Annotated in this window: 10 protein-coding genes and 1 riboswitch; of the genes, 2 read left to right on the top strand and 8 right to left on the bottom strand. The window is 50.7% G+C overall.

Features of this window, described 5'->3' with window-relative positions; all coding sequences use genetic code 11:
* Positions 1-4 precede the first annotated feature (4 nt).
* The 8 genes from EYB31_RS15160 to EYB31_RS15125 form a co-directional block, all read right to left on the bottom strand.
* Positions 5-1,258, bottom strand: a complete 1,254-nt coding sequence (locus tag EYB31_RS15160) for an efflux RND transporter periplasmic adaptor subunit (RefSeq protein ID WP_131014193.1) — start codon at positions 1,256-1,258, stop codon at positions 5-7.
* 57 nt (positions 1,259-1,315) lie between these two features.
* Complete coding sequence (locus EYB31_RS15155; RefSeq protein ID WP_131014192.1) at positions 1,316-4,423, bottom strand: efflux RND transporter permease subunit; 3,108 nt, start codon at positions 4,421-4,423, stop codon at positions 1,316-1,318.
* Positions 4,424-4,833: 410 nt separating this feature from the next.
* Positions 4,834-6,957, bottom strand: a complete 2,124-nt coding sequence (locus EYB31_RS15150; RefSeq protein ID WP_240762447.1) for a hypothetical protein — start codon at positions 6,955-6,957, stop codon at positions 4,834-4,836.
* An 18-nt stretch (positions 6,958-6,975) separates the two neighbouring features.
* A complete protein-coding gene (locus EYB31_RS15145) occupies positions 6,976-8,475 on the bottom strand; it encodes an ABC transporter substrate-binding protein (protein ID WP_131014190.1) in 1,500 nt (499 codons plus the stop codon).
* Between the two features lie 131 nt (positions 8,476-8,606).
* Positions 8,607-9,479: an ABC transporter ATP-binding protein gene (locus EYB31_RS15140; protein WP_131014189.1), complete on the bottom strand. Its 873-nt coding sequence runs from the start codon at positions 9,477-9,479 to the stop codon at positions 8,607-8,609.
* A 6-nt stretch (positions 9,480-9,485) separates the two neighbouring features.
* Positions 9,486-12,419 carry an ABC transporter permease gene (locus EYB31_RS15135; protein WP_170318235.1) on the bottom strand — a complete coding sequence of 978 codons (2,934 nt, stop codon included), beginning with the start codon at positions 12,417-12,419 and terminating at the stop codon, positions 9,486-9,488.
* A gap of 1 nt (position 12,420) precedes the next feature.
* Positions 12,421-13,470 carry an efflux RND transporter periplasmic adaptor subunit gene (locus EYB31_RS15130; RefSeq protein ID WP_240762472.1) on the bottom strand — a complete coding sequence of 350 codons (1,050 nt, stop codon included), beginning with the start codon at positions 13,468-13,470 and terminating at the stop codon, positions 12,421-12,423.
* A 19-nt stretch (positions 13,471-13,489) separates the two neighbouring features.
* Positions 13,490-14,164, bottom strand: a complete 675-nt coding sequence (locus tag EYB31_RS15125) for an ABC transporter ATP-binding protein (RefSeq protein WP_240762470.1) — start codon at positions 14,162-14,164, stop codon at positions 13,490-13,492.
* A gap of 314 nt (positions 14,165-14,478) precedes the next feature.
* Between EYB31_RS15125 and EYB31_RS15120 the strand changes: the two genes are divergently transcribed.
* Together EYB31_RS15120 and EYB31_RS15115 are read left to right on the top strand one after the other, a co-directional pair.
* Complete coding sequence (locus EYB31_RS15120; RefSeq protein WP_131014187.1) at positions 14,479-15,420, top strand: SPL family radical SAM protein; 942 nt, start codon at positions 14,479-14,481, stop codon at positions 15,418-15,420.
* Between the two features lie 142 nt (positions 15,421-15,562).
* Positions 15,563-15,705, top strand: a riboswitch (cyclic di-AMP (ydaO/yuaA leader).
* The gene (locus EYB31_RS15115; RefSeq protein ID WP_240762445.1) at positions 15,705-16,520 is read left to right on the top strand and encodes a stalk domain-containing protein; all 816 of its coding nucleotides are present in this window, start codon (positions 15,705-15,707) and stop codon (positions 16,518-16,520) included. It overlaps the preceding riboswitch by 1 nt.
* The last annotated feature ends 136 nt before the right edge of the window (positions 16,521-16,656 follow it).

The following is a 16,656-nucleotide window of genomic DNA, read 5'->3' as shown; positions in this document are numbered from 1 at the left end:
AATATTATTTCGCAAGCTGCACTTTTTCTTTATCTTTGAGTTGATGTTGTCCGGAGACGACAAGCTGCTCGCCTTCTTTCACCCCGGAGGTCACTTCCTGGACGGTTTCATTCAGCCGGCCCAGCGATACTTTACGCCGTTCCACAGTATCCCCGTTTAAAATGTACACAAAAGTATCTCCGCCTTCGCGCACAACCGACAACGTGGGCACCGATACGACAACCTGGTCGGTTTCTTCGGTCAGCTGAACTTGCGCTTTCATCCCCGGTTTCAGCTTTTTGTCTTGGTTAGGCACCTCAAGCTCAAGCGAATACGATTTCTGGGACCCCATGACATCGGACAAATAGCTGATTTTACCTTTTGTTTTATCCACGCTGCCAGGCACATAAAAAGTGAGTTCGCTTTTGCCGCGGACCAGCTGCGCGGTCGCTTCCGTCAGCTCCGCTTTGATTTTGATCGGATCGAGCTTCTGCATCTGCGCAACTTTGAAGCCTACCGGAATGGTCATGCCGACGTCAATCGGCAGATCGGTAATCACGCCGCTGGTTGGCGCTTTAATTTCCAGATTGCCCAAGGCGCGATCGGCTTCGCGCAAGCTCAGCGACGATGATTGCGCCTGCTGTTCCAAGGCGGCGAGAGAATTGGTGCTCTCTAGTGTTTTCAACTTGTCTTGGGAGCTCTGGATATCAAGTCTCATATTGCCCAGTTGGGTTTCGGTCTGCTCCAATTGAATTTTGGTGACAAGCCCAAGGTCGTAATCGTTTTTCATTTTGTTGTATGTTTTTTCCAAATCTTTAAGTGACGCTTCGGTTTTGGCAATGCCGTTTTTCAGCTCCTGCTTGGAGTTGGCCAAGTCTTCCTTCGACTTCGAAAGCTGCAGCTCCGAGCCGCGGACGGCCACTGCCGCTTTTTCCTTTGAAAGCTGCACATCGGTCGGATCCAGCTTCACAAGCACTTCGCCTTGCTCCGCGTAGTCGCCGCGTTTTTTGAGAATTTCCAAAATATCTCCGCCGCCCTTGGCAACGACATCCATCTGAATGGAAGAGGCGACATCAGCCACTTGTTCGATCGGATCACCGATTTTTTGCTTTTCGATCTTGCTTACCTTGACGGTTTTTAATTGCACCTCCGCCGGCTTATCTTCCGTCTTGGCGGGCGGTTGGGCGGCTGTACAGCCCGCCGCCAGCGCCGAACTAAGCAATATTACGGCAGCCCATTTGGCAGTTTGCTTTGTTTTACTCAGAAACAAGGTATTCATCGATTAATCTCCCTCTCCTTACGTACATTTGCAGTAAACGGACAGCCCATTTCTCCATTAATGAAGCGGCGCCGCATCCACCTCGGAATGGTCTGATTTTTGCTTTTTATGAAACAGCCGCGACATTTTGTCTTTAAATTTGTAGACCAGCTCATAAGCAATCGGTACGATAAGAAGCGTCAGCATCGTTGAGGTGGTCAAGCCGCCGATCACGACTACCGCCAGCCCTTTCGATATGATCGTACCTTTGGAGAGTCCGAGCGCAAGCGGCATTAAGGCAATAATCGTCGCACCCGCGGTCATGATGATCGGACGCATCCGGGTCATGCCCGCTTCCACTAAAGCGTCGCGTATGGACTCGCCGCTTTCGCGCAGCTGTTGAACGCGGTCAACCAATACGATCGCATTGGTAACAACAACGCCAATCAACATCAAGAAACCGATAAGCGACGTGATGTTAATCGATTCTCTCGTCAACACCAGGCCAAGCAAGCCGCCAATCGCGGCAAGCGGCAAGGAGAACAAAATCGCAAACGGCGCGCTTGCATTGCCGAAAGCCAGCACCATAACCAGATACACAATAAAAATAGAAGCAAACATTGCCATAAACATCTCTTTAAAGCTTTTTTGAATATCGTCGGTAACGCCTTTCACCTGTGTGCGGACCCCGCTTGGAAGGTCGACGCTTTTCAGCGCTTGCCCAACCTTGTTGCTGACGCCGCCTTTATCTTTGCTGTCGATATTGGCGGTGACACTGACGATTTGTTCCTGCGCTTCTCGGTTGATCGCAACCGGCGCATCGATCTGCCGCACTTTCGCCACCTCATTAAGCGCAATGGTTGCCCCGGTTGGCGTTTTGAGCGTAAATTGGCCGATTTTGTCCAATGAGTTTTTATATTTCGGGTCAAGCTCCACTCTCGTCTTATACAACACGTTGTCGAAACGCAGATCCCCGACATCCAGCTTCGTAATCCAGCTGTGGACGCCGCCCATAATTTGTGATGAAGTCAGCCCGTACAGCCTTGCTTTGTTCTGGTCGACGGTAATTTCCACTTCGGTTTTCGATTCGCTCAAGCCGTCTTTGATTTCAACAAGCTCCGGAAATTCCTTCAGCTTCTGCGTAACCCGCTCGGCCGCCACTTTCAGCAAGTTGATATCGTCACCGATCAGTGCATAAGAGAAATCCGATCCGCCGGAAGGTGGTCCTCCTGTCAGCAGCACGCCTTCCGCTTCAGAACCCTTGGGCAGCGAATACAATATTTTTTCTTGGAACTCCTTGGCGATCGCCTTCGCATTTGACGCTTTGGACGCTTCAGCGAAAAAACTCGCCCGGTAAGCAACCCGGTCCGTGCCGCCGTTGTAACCGATCAGCGATTCGATATAGTCGAACGCCGGCTGGCCGGCGGAATCTTTGGCTTCGAGCATCATCGTCTCGATTTCCCGAACCTTTTCGTTTAACGTTTCGATTGTCGTTTCGCGAGGCATTTTGATCGTAAACTGCATCAGCTTGTCGGATTCGCTTTCCGGCATAAACGACACCGCCAGCTGCGGAACCGTCGAGATGACGGTGACGGCAAACAGCACAAACGCCAGCAGCGACATTTTGATCGGATTTTTCAAAGACCACAGCAGCGTGCTTTTATATTTCAGCATCAGTTTTCCCGTATGATTTTCGTCGTGATGACCGATCTTGTTTGATCTTAGCACCATCAGCTTAGCAAGCATCGGAATGACCGTCAGCGCCACGATCAGCGACGACAGCAGCGCACACACGATCGTTATCGCAAAGGGGCGGAACACTTCGCCGATGACGCCGCTGACAAAAGCGATAGGGCCAAATACGCCGACGGTCGTAATCGTTGATGAGGTGATGGCCGCTGCGACCTGTTTGGTCGCAAACCGGATAACGGATTCATCGCGCTGCTGCGCTTTTTGCAGCTGACTGAATATATTTTCGATCACAACGATACTGTCGTCGACGACCCGCCCGATCGCAATCGCCATGCCGCCCAAGGTCATAATGTTAAGCGAAATGCCCAACGGCGCCATCACCAGCAGCGTAATAAGTATCGACAAAGGAATGGACACAAGCACGATAATCGTCATACGCAGGTTGCGTAAAAACAGCAATATCATTAATGAAGCGAGTATGGCGCCCATCGAGCCTTCCTGCACCATGCCGTGAATGGACTGCTTGATATCCGTGGCGCTGTTGTAAATCGTATGGAACATGATGTTCGGGTAATCTTTCTTCCAGCCTTCCATCAACTGGTCCGCCGCGGCGCCGAATTCAACGGCGTTAGCGCTTTTGGTCTTGTACAGGTTAACGCCGATTGCCGGTTTGCCGGACAAGCGCGAATAAAACTCGGATTCCTGGATCGCTTCCACACGGGCCAGCTGTTTGAGCAGCACCGTATCGCCTTTCGGCGTCGTAATTTTCATGTTTTCCAAGCCATAAATCGTATTGGCGTCGCCTTTGACGCGCACCATCTGAGTATTGCCGTTAAAATCAACCGAACCCGCAGGGCTGGAAACAAGCCCTTCCTGAATCAGCTGCGACAACTGCGCCGGAGTCAGGTTGTAATTGTTCATAGCGTTCAAATCCAGCTTGATGTTGAGCACCGCTTCCTGGTTGCCTACGGAGTCGACATGGTCAAGCCCTTTGAGCGAATTGAAGCCGGGCAATATGACATCTTTATACACCCGGTCAAGCTCGTCTTGGTTCATGCCGTTCTGGGCATAAACCGATAAATAATATACCGGTTCGGAAGCAAAACCAAGCGTAAGCACTTTTGGCTTCTCCGAGCTCTGCGGCAGCTTCACGTTGCCGATCAAGCTTTCGACGTCTTTTTTGACATCGTCGGGTTTCTTATCTTGTTCCAGCTCAATGATGATTTGCGAAATGTTGTCGCTGGACGTCGAACGCAAAGTCTTGATGCCTTCCAGTCCGGCAATCGCCTTCTCCAGCGGCTTCGTAATGTCTTCCAGCACGTCTTTTGGCGGCGCCAAATATTGCGTGGACACAACGACAACCGGAAACGAAATGTCCGGCATGCTTTCCACCTTTAATGTCGACGAGGCAAATACCCCTCCAACAAAAAGCAATACGATCAAAATAATGATAGCCGCAATATTTTTCATCGAAAAATCGGTTAACTTCAACATGCTCCCCTAGTTCCTCCCATCCATTCCTTCCATCCTTGCAGCTTATGTATGCGGGTAATGAAATTACTCGTCCCTATGCCTGATTCATTCCTCCTCTATGAAAATTCAGCAGCCATATTATTAAAGTTAATAAGTTTATTAACGATAATAACATACAATTCCCTTAAAAAGTGGCCATGCTGGAAATATGTACCCTTGAAGATTTACGCTTCATTTTTCCATATTATGCTGGTTGTCATGATGTCATTGTACTTGATGCAAACCGTTGAAAGCGCCGGGCCAGGGGCTGATTTTCCGCAGCGGAAAACTCCGTCTGGAGACGGAGAACGCCGGCACAAATCCAACTCGCCGGAAGACACAGAAACACCGCTCCCCTACAAGAGATGCGGTGTTTCATGCTACGCTGCCGATTAGTCTGTCGTCGTAAACCAGTCGATTTTTTGCGAGGCGAGCAGTTTTTTCTGCCCTTGGAATGAGTCATATACGCTCAAGCGGTATGTTTTTAACGTTTCCAGCTTGAAAATAAGATCTTGGTCGGTTTCGATAATTTCAAAACCGTCCGTTTTGCCAAGACGAATTTTCGTATCTTTGGTACCGTCGTTTGGCTTGGCTCCATCAAAATCTTTGAAATCAAATTCGCGTGTAAACGTCTTATTTCCTTTCTCGTCGTCAAACGTAAACACAAGCTTGCGGCCTTCGGTATTTGTTTCGACAAGCGCATCTTTAGTCAGCTCATAATTGAAGGTGAGCTTTAATTCGCCCAGCTTCAGCCAAGTCGTAATATGGTTTACGGTGAGCGTATAAGGAGCCAGGTCCACCTTGGTCAAATTGGCTTGTACCGCAACGCGTTCTTGCGGCAGCCAATAGGCCGAAGCGTTGATGTATCCGTCGGGCACGGCGTCTTTCTCCGAAAGTTTTCCTTCCGTTATCGCTTCGCCGATAATGATATGCATACCTGAAGGCGATACGCCTTTAGGCACGTTGGCCGAAACAAACAACAGCGCTTTGCCGCCCGGTTTTACTTTGTTCTGGATATTGGTGACGGCCGCCGGATAAATCGAACCGTCCGGCGCTTTAAATTGAGCGATCAGCCGGGTGACACCGGTGTACCGTTTTTCAAGGTTCGCTACCTCCAGCTGCGCCAGCAGCGTGTCCGTCGTATCGCCCTGCAGCGTCTGCACGCTGCGTACCTGGTAACCCGCGCTGCGTCCCAGATGAGAAGACACGAAGGTCTCCCCTACATTATTGTAAGGCATATTCATCAGCTCGGAGCTGCCCGTAAATTCGAGCAAATCGTTGATGACCGTGTCGCTTTCCTTTTCCTGAAGCACCAGCTTCACCTTGGAAAATGTATAAGTATAAGGCATCTTACCGATGAACTGGTAATTCGCTTCGCTTCCCACAGGAAGCCCAATGATTTTATCCGTTTGGATCAGCTTGGCTTCTACATTAACCGCATCGTCGAGTTCGAAATATCCGGTCAGAGCGGGAATCGGCAGCGCATCGCTTTGCTTGTTCTGCAGAACCAGATTCGCCGTCAGCATGTCCTGATCTTCCCAAGGCAGGCGGTTAAACGTCATCACTTTAGCGGTGTACAATCCTTTTTTGGTCGAAAAATTGTACTCTTTGCCTATGTCTCCCCCGTCCGTTTGCGATACGGCAGGCAGCTCATAATAAGCTACGCCAAGGTTCATTTTTAAATCGGCCACGTTTTCCACTACCACCAGCTGCCAATCGTTAGGCTGAACGGCGATCGGGATTGTGCCGGACATTTCGATTTCTTTGTCGACCTGCGGATTGATCGTCAAATCTTTGATGTTTTTGGCATCCAGCGGGTACAGATAACCTTCGCTTGTCCGCAGCGCGAACTGATACGCCGGAATCGCAATGCTTTTATTGCCGACATTTTGCATAATGACAATAACCGTCGCGTTGTAGTCTTTTTCGTTTTTGCTGACCAGCAGCTTTTTGATGCTTGTTTTCATCGGAATGCCATTCATCTTGACGATACGCGAGCTGCCCGCCGGGGTAACGACGGAGTAGCTGTCGGGTACGCTGATTTCGCCGATTTTGCGCTCAAAGCTCGGCAAGCTGAAATCCCATTTGATAAATTGAAACACAAGATCCGAAAGCTCGGTTTCTTCGTTAACCGTTGCATAAAAACCGATATCCATCGTTGCCTTTGGCGTGACCCGGTTTTTATCCTTATCTTTCGGCAGCATGCGTACCGAAATCTGATTGCCCGATTTGGTCAGCAAATGGACCCAATAATCGATAAACATCAGATCGGCGGCATCGTTGTTATGAATCGTAACGGTAAAAGCCACATTTTTACCGCCCTGATCGTGCAAAATGTTTAAATCTCTCAGCTCGAAGTAGCTGTTGTCCGTAATGTTCACGGTGCCCAGCGTCGGTATGCCGCCGTCATCCGTTCCAGACGCTGCGCCGCCGTCGGCATAAGCCGGAGGAATTGCGCCGATCATCAGCGCAATCCCCAGCAGCAATACAAGAAGCCTCGTTCGTGTTCGGTGCATGATGCCGGCTCCTTTCTATTATCTCATAATCGCTTGGGTCGAGGTCGCTCCTCCGATATTAATCGGGGCGGTCGGGTTGTCTTTCATCTGCTGCAGCGCGGCATCTCCTTGCGACTGCCACTGTTTTAAAGCATCGCGGATTTGCGTTTTGCCCTGCACGACATCCTGGAATAAATTACGTCCGATATCGCGGACTTGGTAAATGTTCGGTTTCTCGCGATATAATTTATAGTCGTCCTGGCGGCTGACCGGAATCAGCTTCGTGAACGCGTCCATGTTAAATTCGATGCCTTCTTTTGGCTTCAAAAACTTTTTCCGGGCTACGAGCTGGTACGAGCTTCTTGCTTTTAATTTGGCCCACTCTTCGCCGTTGATGAACTTGATAAATTTCCATGCATCTTCGGCATTTTGCGCTTTCGCGTTAATGCCCATAATGCCGTTCATCCCGATATAACCTCCGACATTAGGAGCTTCCGGGTGAGTCGGAACCGTTACGACATTCCAATCGATCGGCGTAAAGCCTTTAATGTTTTGCGCGCTTTTGTTGGCGTTGATGATTTGGTCGAGCTGTCCGTAGTTAATGATCGACATCGCCACCCGGCTCGATAAGAAGTCGTCATGCTGGAACGGATTAAAGTCCTCTCCGTTCGGATTCATCATCCGTTCTCTCATCTTGCTTTGGTCTTGCGGCGCCGGAATAATTTTATCGTTGTTGAGCTGGAGCATCGTCTTCCAAATCTTTTCCCATTGATCGGAATCGACCGTCATTTTCTCGCCTTTGTCGTCAAACAAAGTGAGCTGCAGCGGAGCCGTATACATATCCATCGAATAGAACAAATCCCCGCCGGAATACGTGTTGAAGGAAAATCCGTATTTGCGGTTGTCTCCGTCGCCTTTTGCCACTCTTCTGGCCAGTTCAAACGTTTCTTCCCAAGTCATGCCGTCTTTGGGGTAAGGTGCGCCGGCATCGTCGAACATTTTTTTATTATAAATCAGTGCGGAGGAGCTGAATGTCGGGGCCAATGCGAACAGCTTGCCGTCTCCTTGCTTTTTTAAGCCGTCGATTACAGCGGGCACGATGTCCGTCGTATCGAATTTGTCCTTGGCGATCAGCGCATCAAGCTGGGTCAGCATATTGCTGGACACCAAATCGTTTAGCTGCTCGTAGTTGGTGAGGATCACGTCAGGCGGGTTATCGCCTTCCATCGCCTTTTTCAAATTTTCCATCGGATCTTCCGGCTTCTCGCCGGGGTTCGGTCTGGCATACCCATAGCGGTATTTCTCATCCATCGTCGGGATGATTTCGATCTTAATGTTCGGGTTGGCGAACTCGAATATTTCGGTAAACTGCTGGCGGAAATATTCATCGTCTCCATAACCCATGCTGGAGGCGATACGCAGCACACGTTCTTTCTTAGAATCGTCCGAACCTTGATTTTTGCTGCATGCGGCAAGCACCGGTATGGTCATGCCAACGGCCAGCGTGAGCGGTACAGCCCTCTTTATCCATCGTTTCAATGCAGGTTCCTCCCATTTTTTATAAGTTGAACCCAAGCCTTGGAGGGACCGTTCCATTCCGTAAAAGGATGGTCTTGCCCGCTCCAGACTTTTGGTTGCACTTATATATTTCTTTATATTTATTTGATTGCTCATTTGGCGAGCTTCTTAGGCGGACGGATCATAATCGTTTCACCGTCGAACTCCATGGAAGCTTTCGTATCAATCCCCAGCGCCTGCAAATAAGCCTTCGGTATTTGCAGTCTTCCCGCTTTGTCGAGCACGACATATTCCTCGTGAACGTCCTGAATCGATTGTTCGTCGGAAGCCGCCGCATCCAGATTCGGGTTGCGCTTGACGAATTCCGTGCTTGTCATCCCGTCGCGGATGGCAATGACACGGTCCACCTTGCTGGCCAGCGACAAATCGTGCGTAACAATGACGATCGTCACGCCAAGCTCGCGGTTGAGCTTGCGGAATATATCCATAATCATATCGGACGTTTTCGTATCGACCGAACCGGTTGGTTCGTCGGCGAGCAGCATCTGCGGACGGTTCGCCAGCGCAATCGCGATCGCCACCCGCTGCTGCTCGCCCCCTGAGAGCTGATGCAGCTTGTTGTGAATGCGTTCCTTCAGCCCGACCCATTCAAGCAGCTGCAGCGCATAAGCGCGATCGTATTGTCCGCTCAGCATCATCGGGGTTTCCACGTTCTCAAGCGCCGATAAATAAGAAATCAAGTTGCGCGCATTGTTTTGCCATATAAAACCGACCGTATTGCGCTTATATTGTACGAGCTGTTCGTCGGTGATTTTCAGCAAATCCCATTCGCCTACCTGCACCGAACCTGCCGACGGGCGGTCCAAACCGCCCAAAATATTCAGCAGCGTCGATTTGCCGCTGCCGCTGTTGCCGATAATCGCCATCATTTCCCCGGCAGCAACGGAGATATTAAGCCCCTGCAAAGCGACAACCTCGATTTCGTCGGTTTTATAAATTTTGACCAAACCTTCGCATGTAATCACAGGTCATCACTTCTCCTCTCCCAGTTTGACGGCCTGATGCACGCGCAGCCGGCGGATATGCAGGAACAACAGCGCAGCCCCGGTCAACATCATAAATCCGACGACAATATACAGCTGATCCGTATCGCGGGCATTAAATACGACCCTGAACGGCGGTACCTGGGTTTTGACGTTTTCCGTCGTTTGCAGAAACGGCAGGAACAAATAACTCGTCAGTTTGCCGATGCCGATGCCCAGCGCAATCGACAGACCCGCGGTAGAAATCTGCTCCAGCAGCAGCATGCCGGTCAGCTGTCTCCGCGACAGTCCCATGGCCCGCAATACGCCAAACTGCACGACACGGCTGGACAAGTTGAAGAACCAGTACAACACGTAGCCGATCAGCGACACGATGACGGACACAAGAAAACCAAGGCTGAGGATACCAAATACGCCGCCTCTGGACGGATGTTTCTTCTGCGTAATCAGTTCGTTGCGCACATCCTGCACGCTTGCAATTTGCATGTTTTTGGCGGCCAGCGCCTCGACAATCGGCGTTACTTTAGCGCCTTCGTCCATTTTCAGCCATACTTCATAAGGAACGATGGAAGCCTGATCGTATATATATTCCAAATTGGTGATGAAAAAAGGCGTCTGATCCGGATATTGACTTGGCCAATACGGCACTGTCGCCACAACAACGAATTCAAGCTGCTGCTGGGCCACCGTAATATTGATTAAGTCGCCTTCTTTAATTTGATATTTCTGGGCGAACGAGGTCGGAACAATTACCGCTTGCTCGTAAGTGCCAAGCAAATTCAAATATTGGTTCGGATGTGCTTTAAATAAATCTCTCCGGAACCAGCCTACTTTGGCAAAATCGACATTGTCGATACCCAGTACCATGCCTTGGCCAAGCGTTTTGCCCCCGGCTACGACGTTGCCTTTTGTTTTCAGCACCCGTGCCGCCTGAGTCACCCCCGGCAGCTCGCGGAACACTTGAAAAGGCGGCTCTACGTAACGCAGCTTGGGTGGCGGGCCTTCTCCTTGACCGCCCGGTCCCCCGGCTCCCCCGGGAGCGCCGCTTCCTGCCCCGGAACCCGCTCCGGCACCGCCGGCGCCCGAACTGTTTCCTCCGGAGCCATTGCCTCCGGAACCGTCTTGAGGCGAAGCGTTAGGATCCGGCAAATCGTCCGAGAACCCTTCCCACACCGTCTGAATAATGACATCCGTGCCGTATTGATATAACGTGCGTTCCGTCGAGTTCAAATCGATCGTCCGCGCCGCCGACGAATTGTACACCCCAAGTCCCAGCGTCAAAATAAGCAGCAGCATAAGCGGATAATACGCTTTGGACGAACGGGACAGCTGCGTCAGCGTCAAATAAACGGGCACCGGCACAAAACGTCTGCTAAGCCAATTGCCGAACTTTAAAAGCCATGGAAAAATGCGCAGAAAAAACAGTCCCAGCGCAATAATCGACAAGGCCGGCACAAAAAACAACAGCGGATGCACTTGCAGCTGGTCGCTGGTCAGCCCTGTTTTGACCGACAGCACTTGACGTTGGTCGAACAAATAATAGCCGTAACCGACCACTCCAAGCAGCGCGATGTCCAAATACCAGCGCTGCCACACCGGAGTCCGGTCCGAGCGGGCGAGCTGCTTTTTGTAATCGACGATGGAAGCTCTGGCATATACGATGGCTGGAATAATGCTGGCCAGCAGCGCAATCACAACGGCGGCTACTCCGTACAGCAGCGATTCCGCCGACATGCCGACAGGGACCGCCTTGCGGTCGACGAAGGTCAGAAATCCGCTGGAGGAACCGATGCTTTTGGCCATAAACCAGCCAAGCAGCGGTCCGACCAACAGTGCAATACCGCCGAGTATGATGCCCTCCAGCAAATAAATCCAGATGATTTGCCGGGTGCTGCCTCCGCGGCTCCGCAGTACGGCGATAACGCTTCGCTGCCGTTCGAGCGACTGGCGCGCATTCATGACGATATAATAAAAAACCATGGCGATCATCGGCGCAGCCAGCGTAAACAGCAAAATTTGCAGCTGGATGCTTTGGGTCTTAAACTCTCCCAGCATAGGCAAAAACGAAACGTCGACTTTCGTATTTTTCAGTTTCTGAAATAAGACGATATCGAGCCGCTCCAGCTTATTCTCCAAAGAAGAGATCTGACTCGTCTGAATATCTTTCAAATCAAACGCGTAATACCAATTGGCCAAATTAAGCGGAATTTTCTTTTGCTTTAATATGTAATCGTTAAACAGCGCATCGTTTACGTAAAACTGGCCAAGCACACTTTCCATCCCTTGGTACCAATACAGGTCCGCATCCTGCTTTTCCTTAAACGTCCCGACCACCTTCACCCGCAGCGGGGCGATGCCAAGTCCACCGGTAATCGGATAGTTAAAAACATCACCGACATGAATGTCTCCCCGGTACATCGCTTCTTCATGGATAATCGCTTCGACGATGCCGTTCTGCAATTTATCCGACGGCAGCTGGCCGTTCGCCAGCTCGATATGCTCGTTTAAATCGGGCTGCGCCACGATGGTCATCTGCCGTCGCTTGCTGGGGTCCACTTTGGAAGGATCCTCCGGCGAGATCTGGCTGCCGCGAATCGAATAAGTGCGAACATAAATGCTGAATGGGAAACCGATGCTTGCAGGCAAATCTTCGTGTATGTATCCGTCGACGTCGGCCAGCGCTTCCAGATCCGCTTTATCGCTGCCGGCCGCCTGGTAGCGCAGCAGCACGGAGCCTGCCGGAAAACCGCCGCTTTTTTCCTGCAGCGAACCGGCAACAACCCTTTTGAGCGAGCCGTCCGCATACATCGGAATGCTTGTCGTAAACGCAACCGCCATAATCAGACCAAGCAGCGTGCTGGCAGTGAGCCATCTCGTATTCCACATTTTGCGGCGCAAAAACCGCAGCAACGGCAGTTTCATATTAGCGGCCTACTACTTTCTGCCCCGGGGTCAGCCCTTTGACAATTTCCACATCCGTCGGCGTCTGCTGGCCGATTTCCACATCGACCTCCCGTTTGTTGCCTTTATCGTCAATGAGTTGTACATAATTGCGTCCCGAATAGGAGCGCAGCGCCGCATTCGGGATCATCACCGCATTTTCTTTGCGCGAGAGAATGACGGAGACGCTTAACGGCGTTCCGCGGTTGAGTCCTTGAGGAAATTCGTTCAACTGCACAAGCAAGTAATTGTCGATCGAATCCGGCTGGTTCTGTTGTCCGTTCGGACCCGAACCAAATCCGCCGCCTTGGGAATTTGCCGTTTGCTTCGGGTTGGGCAGCTGCAGCACTTTACCCTTGTGTTGTCCCGACCCGTTAATATCGACGATAGTCTCCATGCCTACAGCAATTTTCTTCAAATCGTCCTGGTTGTTGATCGAAGCCGCCACCGTCAGCTGGTTCAGGTCGGCAACGACGGCAACCGCGTCGTACGCTTTGACGGTATCGCCTTTTTTCATATAGACGGAAACGACGGTGCCGGAGAAAGGCGCCTTCAGCTTCGCCTTCGTGACCGTATCTTCCAACTTCAGCATATCTTCGCGTTTAAGCTCAAAATCGATTTTCGCCTGCTCCAGCTGTTCGGCGCTCATCTCATCGGCTTTGCGCAGCGTCTCGATCATCTGCAATTCGTCTTTGCGCAGCTGCAGGCGCTTCTGCTTTAATTGGGTTTCCTGATCAGATACATCGAGCTCGGCAATCATCTGTCCTTGCTCCACAGTATCGCCGGTTTTCACATAAATTTCCTTCAGACGTTTGTTCGTATCGTCCGTAAAATACAAATCTTCCTCTTTAGTCGCCATCAGCCGTCCGGAGCCCCGCACCTTCGTTTCGAGCGTATCCGTTTTGACGGTATATTCGGGTTTCTTGGAAAGCTTGGGCGGATTTACAGTCGGAAGCGTCTCCTCCATCTCTTCCTTTGGAAGCAAGGAGCACCCGTTAGCGGTCAGCAGCACCGCCGCCGCACATAAAATCATGACGGGTCTGGCCGGTCGTCTAACCTGCCAAAAATGTTCCATCCACCATTTCGAAGACACGGTCGGCAACCTCCATTATTGTAGTATCGTGTGTGGTCATACAAATGGAAATGTGCTCATCCGCTATAATATTGCGAAATACGGACATCACTTGCGCCCCCATTTGAGAATCCAGCTCCGCGGTAGGCTCGTCGGCCAATATGAGCGACGGACGATGCGCGACCGCTTTGGCGATGGCAACGCGCTGCTGTTCTCCGCCCGACAACTCGAACGGACGGTGATGCATCCGTTTGGTCAAACCGACCAGTTCCAAACAATATGCCGCGCGGGCCTTCCACTGCGATTTGGGCACTCCGGCCATCCGCAAGGAAAGTTCAACGTTCTCGTATGCGGACAACAATGGCATCAACGCGAAAGACTGAAATATAAAACCAATCTCCTTGCGCCGGATGACCGTTCGTTCATCGTCACTGCAGCGGTGAAATAAATGCTCCTTAAACTTGATTTCCCCGCTGCTGGGCGTATCAAGTCCGCCGATCAAGTTCATCAGCGTCGTTTTGCCCGATCCGGAGCGGCCTTTTAACATCACCAGCTCCTTCGGGTACATCGAGAAGTTGATTCCTTTTAATACGTGCAACCGATCTCTCCCCACTTGGAACGAACGCTCTACGCCACGCACAGACAAAATCGGCATGCTTTCTTCCGTTTCCGGCTGCAAAACCGTGTTCCCGCCGCTGGTTAGCGCAGTATCTCCTTCCCGGTCCGGTTGGCTGCTCTCTTTGTTTTTGCCGAACCATCTCGCCATTCCTTTCTCCTCCCACTGGTACGATGCTTCCTGTATTGGATAAGTATAACAAACATATAGACGATGCGAGTTACGAAAAAGTTACAGCATTCAGCAAAATTTATTCGTTTCCTTGCATCGCGCTTGCATGAAAAATAAATATTTATTAAAATAAAAATACGAACATATATTCCTATTTCAAATCCCTTTAAAGAGGTTAACCTATGACAAAACAGGTCACGTTCGAACCGATACGCTCCAAGCAGGCGCTGAATCCCGTGAATGCGCCTTCCATGCCGTTTTCCTGGTCGCTTAACCCGTACCGCGGCTGCCAGCACGGGTGCAGTTTCTGTTATGCCCGCTCCACCCACTTCTTTATGGGTATGGATACGGACGACACGTTTCAGCGCCATATTTTTATAAAGGAAAATGCCCCTGACGCGCTGGAACAACAGCTTGCCAAGCTGATCCGTTCCAAGGGCGGGCTTGCCAAGCTGGGCAAAGTCGCGATCGGCACGGCGACCGATCCGTACCAGCCTATCGAAAGCAAAGAACGGGTTACCCGCCGCTGTCTGGAACTGTTCGCCTGTTACGGCGTACCCGTCAGCGTGACAACCCGCTCTCCCCTGGTGCTGCGGGATCTGGATCTTCTAAAGCAAATTCCCGACGCTACGGTCAATCTCAGCATCAGCACCTTGGATTCATCCGTGTGGAGAAACTTCGAACCGTTTACCCCCTCGCCCTCGCAGCGGTTCAAGACATTGGGCACTTTAGTCGAAGACGGCATTCAAGCGGGAATATTTATGGCCCCCATACTGCCCGGGATTACCGATTCCGAAAGCACTTTGCAGGCCTTTATACAGGAAGCCGCAACATATAACCCCCGGTTTGTGATGGCGAGTTATTTAAGATTGAGCACTCGTGCGGTGAAGGTATGGTTTTTTCAAAATCTGCAGCAATGTTATCCTGAGTTGGTTTCATTGTATGCGCGCTGGTACGCGGAAAGCGGACGATTACCGGGAGAATACCGCAATAACAAACACCAAATGATCGATTCGCTGCTCCAGCAATCGGGATTAACCGCCCATGTTCCATACAGCCAAAACAACCGTCCAGCGGATTTGGAAAATGCAGCCACTCCCGTGCAATTGGAGTTTTCTTTTTAAAGAAATGCGCTTTTTCGCGCCGTTTTTATCAGATCAAATAAGCCTTTGGCCGCTTGTTTGTCGATTTATATTTCGCATTGGAGATATGTCCCAGTTCCTGGCACATTTTATACATTGCCCCCAAATTGGAGGATGTGATACCTTTAAACAAGTGTCGAATCCAATACGGATCACGTATTGGTACGGGGGACGCTTTTACATGGGGTGAATGTGCGACTTGTCAAACTAGGGAAAACCTCTTCCCGAACCCGTCAACTAACCTCGGAGGCTATAGGAGGTACGTTTTGAAAAAATTTACTCACACCATGCTGCTTGCAGCTGCCATGGTCTCTTTGCTTATGACAGCCACGGTAGAGACGCAGGCCGCTCCCTCGCAAGAGGATAATGTCAAAGTACAAATCAACGACGAGCTAGTGCAATTCTATGACGCGGGACCTTATGTAGACGAAGAAAACCGGCTGCAGGTACCGGTCCGTTATTTGACGGACAAGCTCGGACTCTCCTTGGATTGGCAGAAGGCAGGAGAACAGTACAAACTGACGATTGCAGGCAAACAAAAAAACATCACATTGACTACAGGTCAATCCGTTGCGCTCGTGAACGGCCAGAAAGTGAATATGGATACCGGCGCGAATTATAAGCAAGGACGTGTATACGTACCTTTCCGGTTTATCTCCGACGCTCTTGGCATCCGGCTGCAATGGGATGCGGATAACCGCATTGCGATTATGAACGAAGACGGCCAATACCACGCTCCGGCTTGGTACGCGCAAAAGTATGAAAAGACGCTGGATATGCGGGCAACCGCTTATACCGCTTCGGCTGCTGAGAACGGCAGCCACGCAGCGCTTGATTACTTCGGCAACCCGCTGGAAGTCGGCACCATTTCCGTGGATCCGTCAATCATCCCGTTGGGCTCCCTCGTTTATATCGAAGGGTATAATTACGACGGTTTGCCGGAAGGCGGAATGGTCGCCAAAGCCGCCGATATCGGCGGTTCCATAAAAGGCAACAAAATCGATATTTTTGTGCCCGGCAACCGAAAACAAGCTTTATCTTTTGGCGTTCAGAATGTGAAAGTATATCTGATGAAACAGTAGGATTCCCCCGAAATCCAACATAAGTACTCCGGGAAATAACGTTCCAAATTGACTTTTCAATTTGGAACGTTATTTTTTTACACAATCTCCAGGAATGCATTTGGCCTATATAGGGGAAACCAATACAGTCATTCCT

The sequence above is a fragment of the Paenibacillus thalictri genome (assembly GCF_004307995.1).
Classification (GTDB): domain Bacteria; phylum Bacillota; class Bacilli; order Paenibacillales; family NBRC-103111; genus Paenibacillus_AF; species Paenibacillus_AF thalictri.
This window is presented reverse-complemented; position numbering and strand designations above follow the sequence as displayed.

Coding starts and splice junctions, on each gene's coding strand:
- EYB31_RS15150 (WP_240762447.1), bottom strand. CDS start 6,957: ATGCACCGAACACGAACGAGGCTTCTTGTATTGCTGCTGGGGATTGCG.
- EYB31_RS15135 (WP_170318235.1), bottom strand. CDS start 12,419: ATGAAACTGCCGTTGCTGCGGTTTTTGCGCCGCAAAATGTGGAATACG.
- EYB31_RS15155 (WP_131014192.1), bottom strand. CDS start 4,423: ATGTTGAAGTTAACCGATTTTTCGATGAAAAATATTGCGGCTATCATT.
- EYB31_RS15160 (WP_131014193.1), bottom strand. CDS start 1,258: ATGAATACCTTGTTTCTGAGTAAAACAAAGCAAACTGCCAAATGGGCT.
- EYB31_RS15130 (WP_240762472.1), bottom strand. CDS start 13,470: ATGATTTTATGTGCGGCGGCGGTGCTGCTGACCGCTAACGGGTGCTCC.
- EYB31_RS15120 (WP_131014187.1), top strand. CDS start 14,479: ATGACAAAACAGGTCACGTTCGAACCGATACGCTCCAAGCAGGCGCTG.
- EYB31_RS15125 (WP_240762470.1), bottom strand. CDS start 14,164: ATGCCGATTTTGTCTGTGCGTGGCGTAGAGCGTTCGTTCCAAGTGGGG.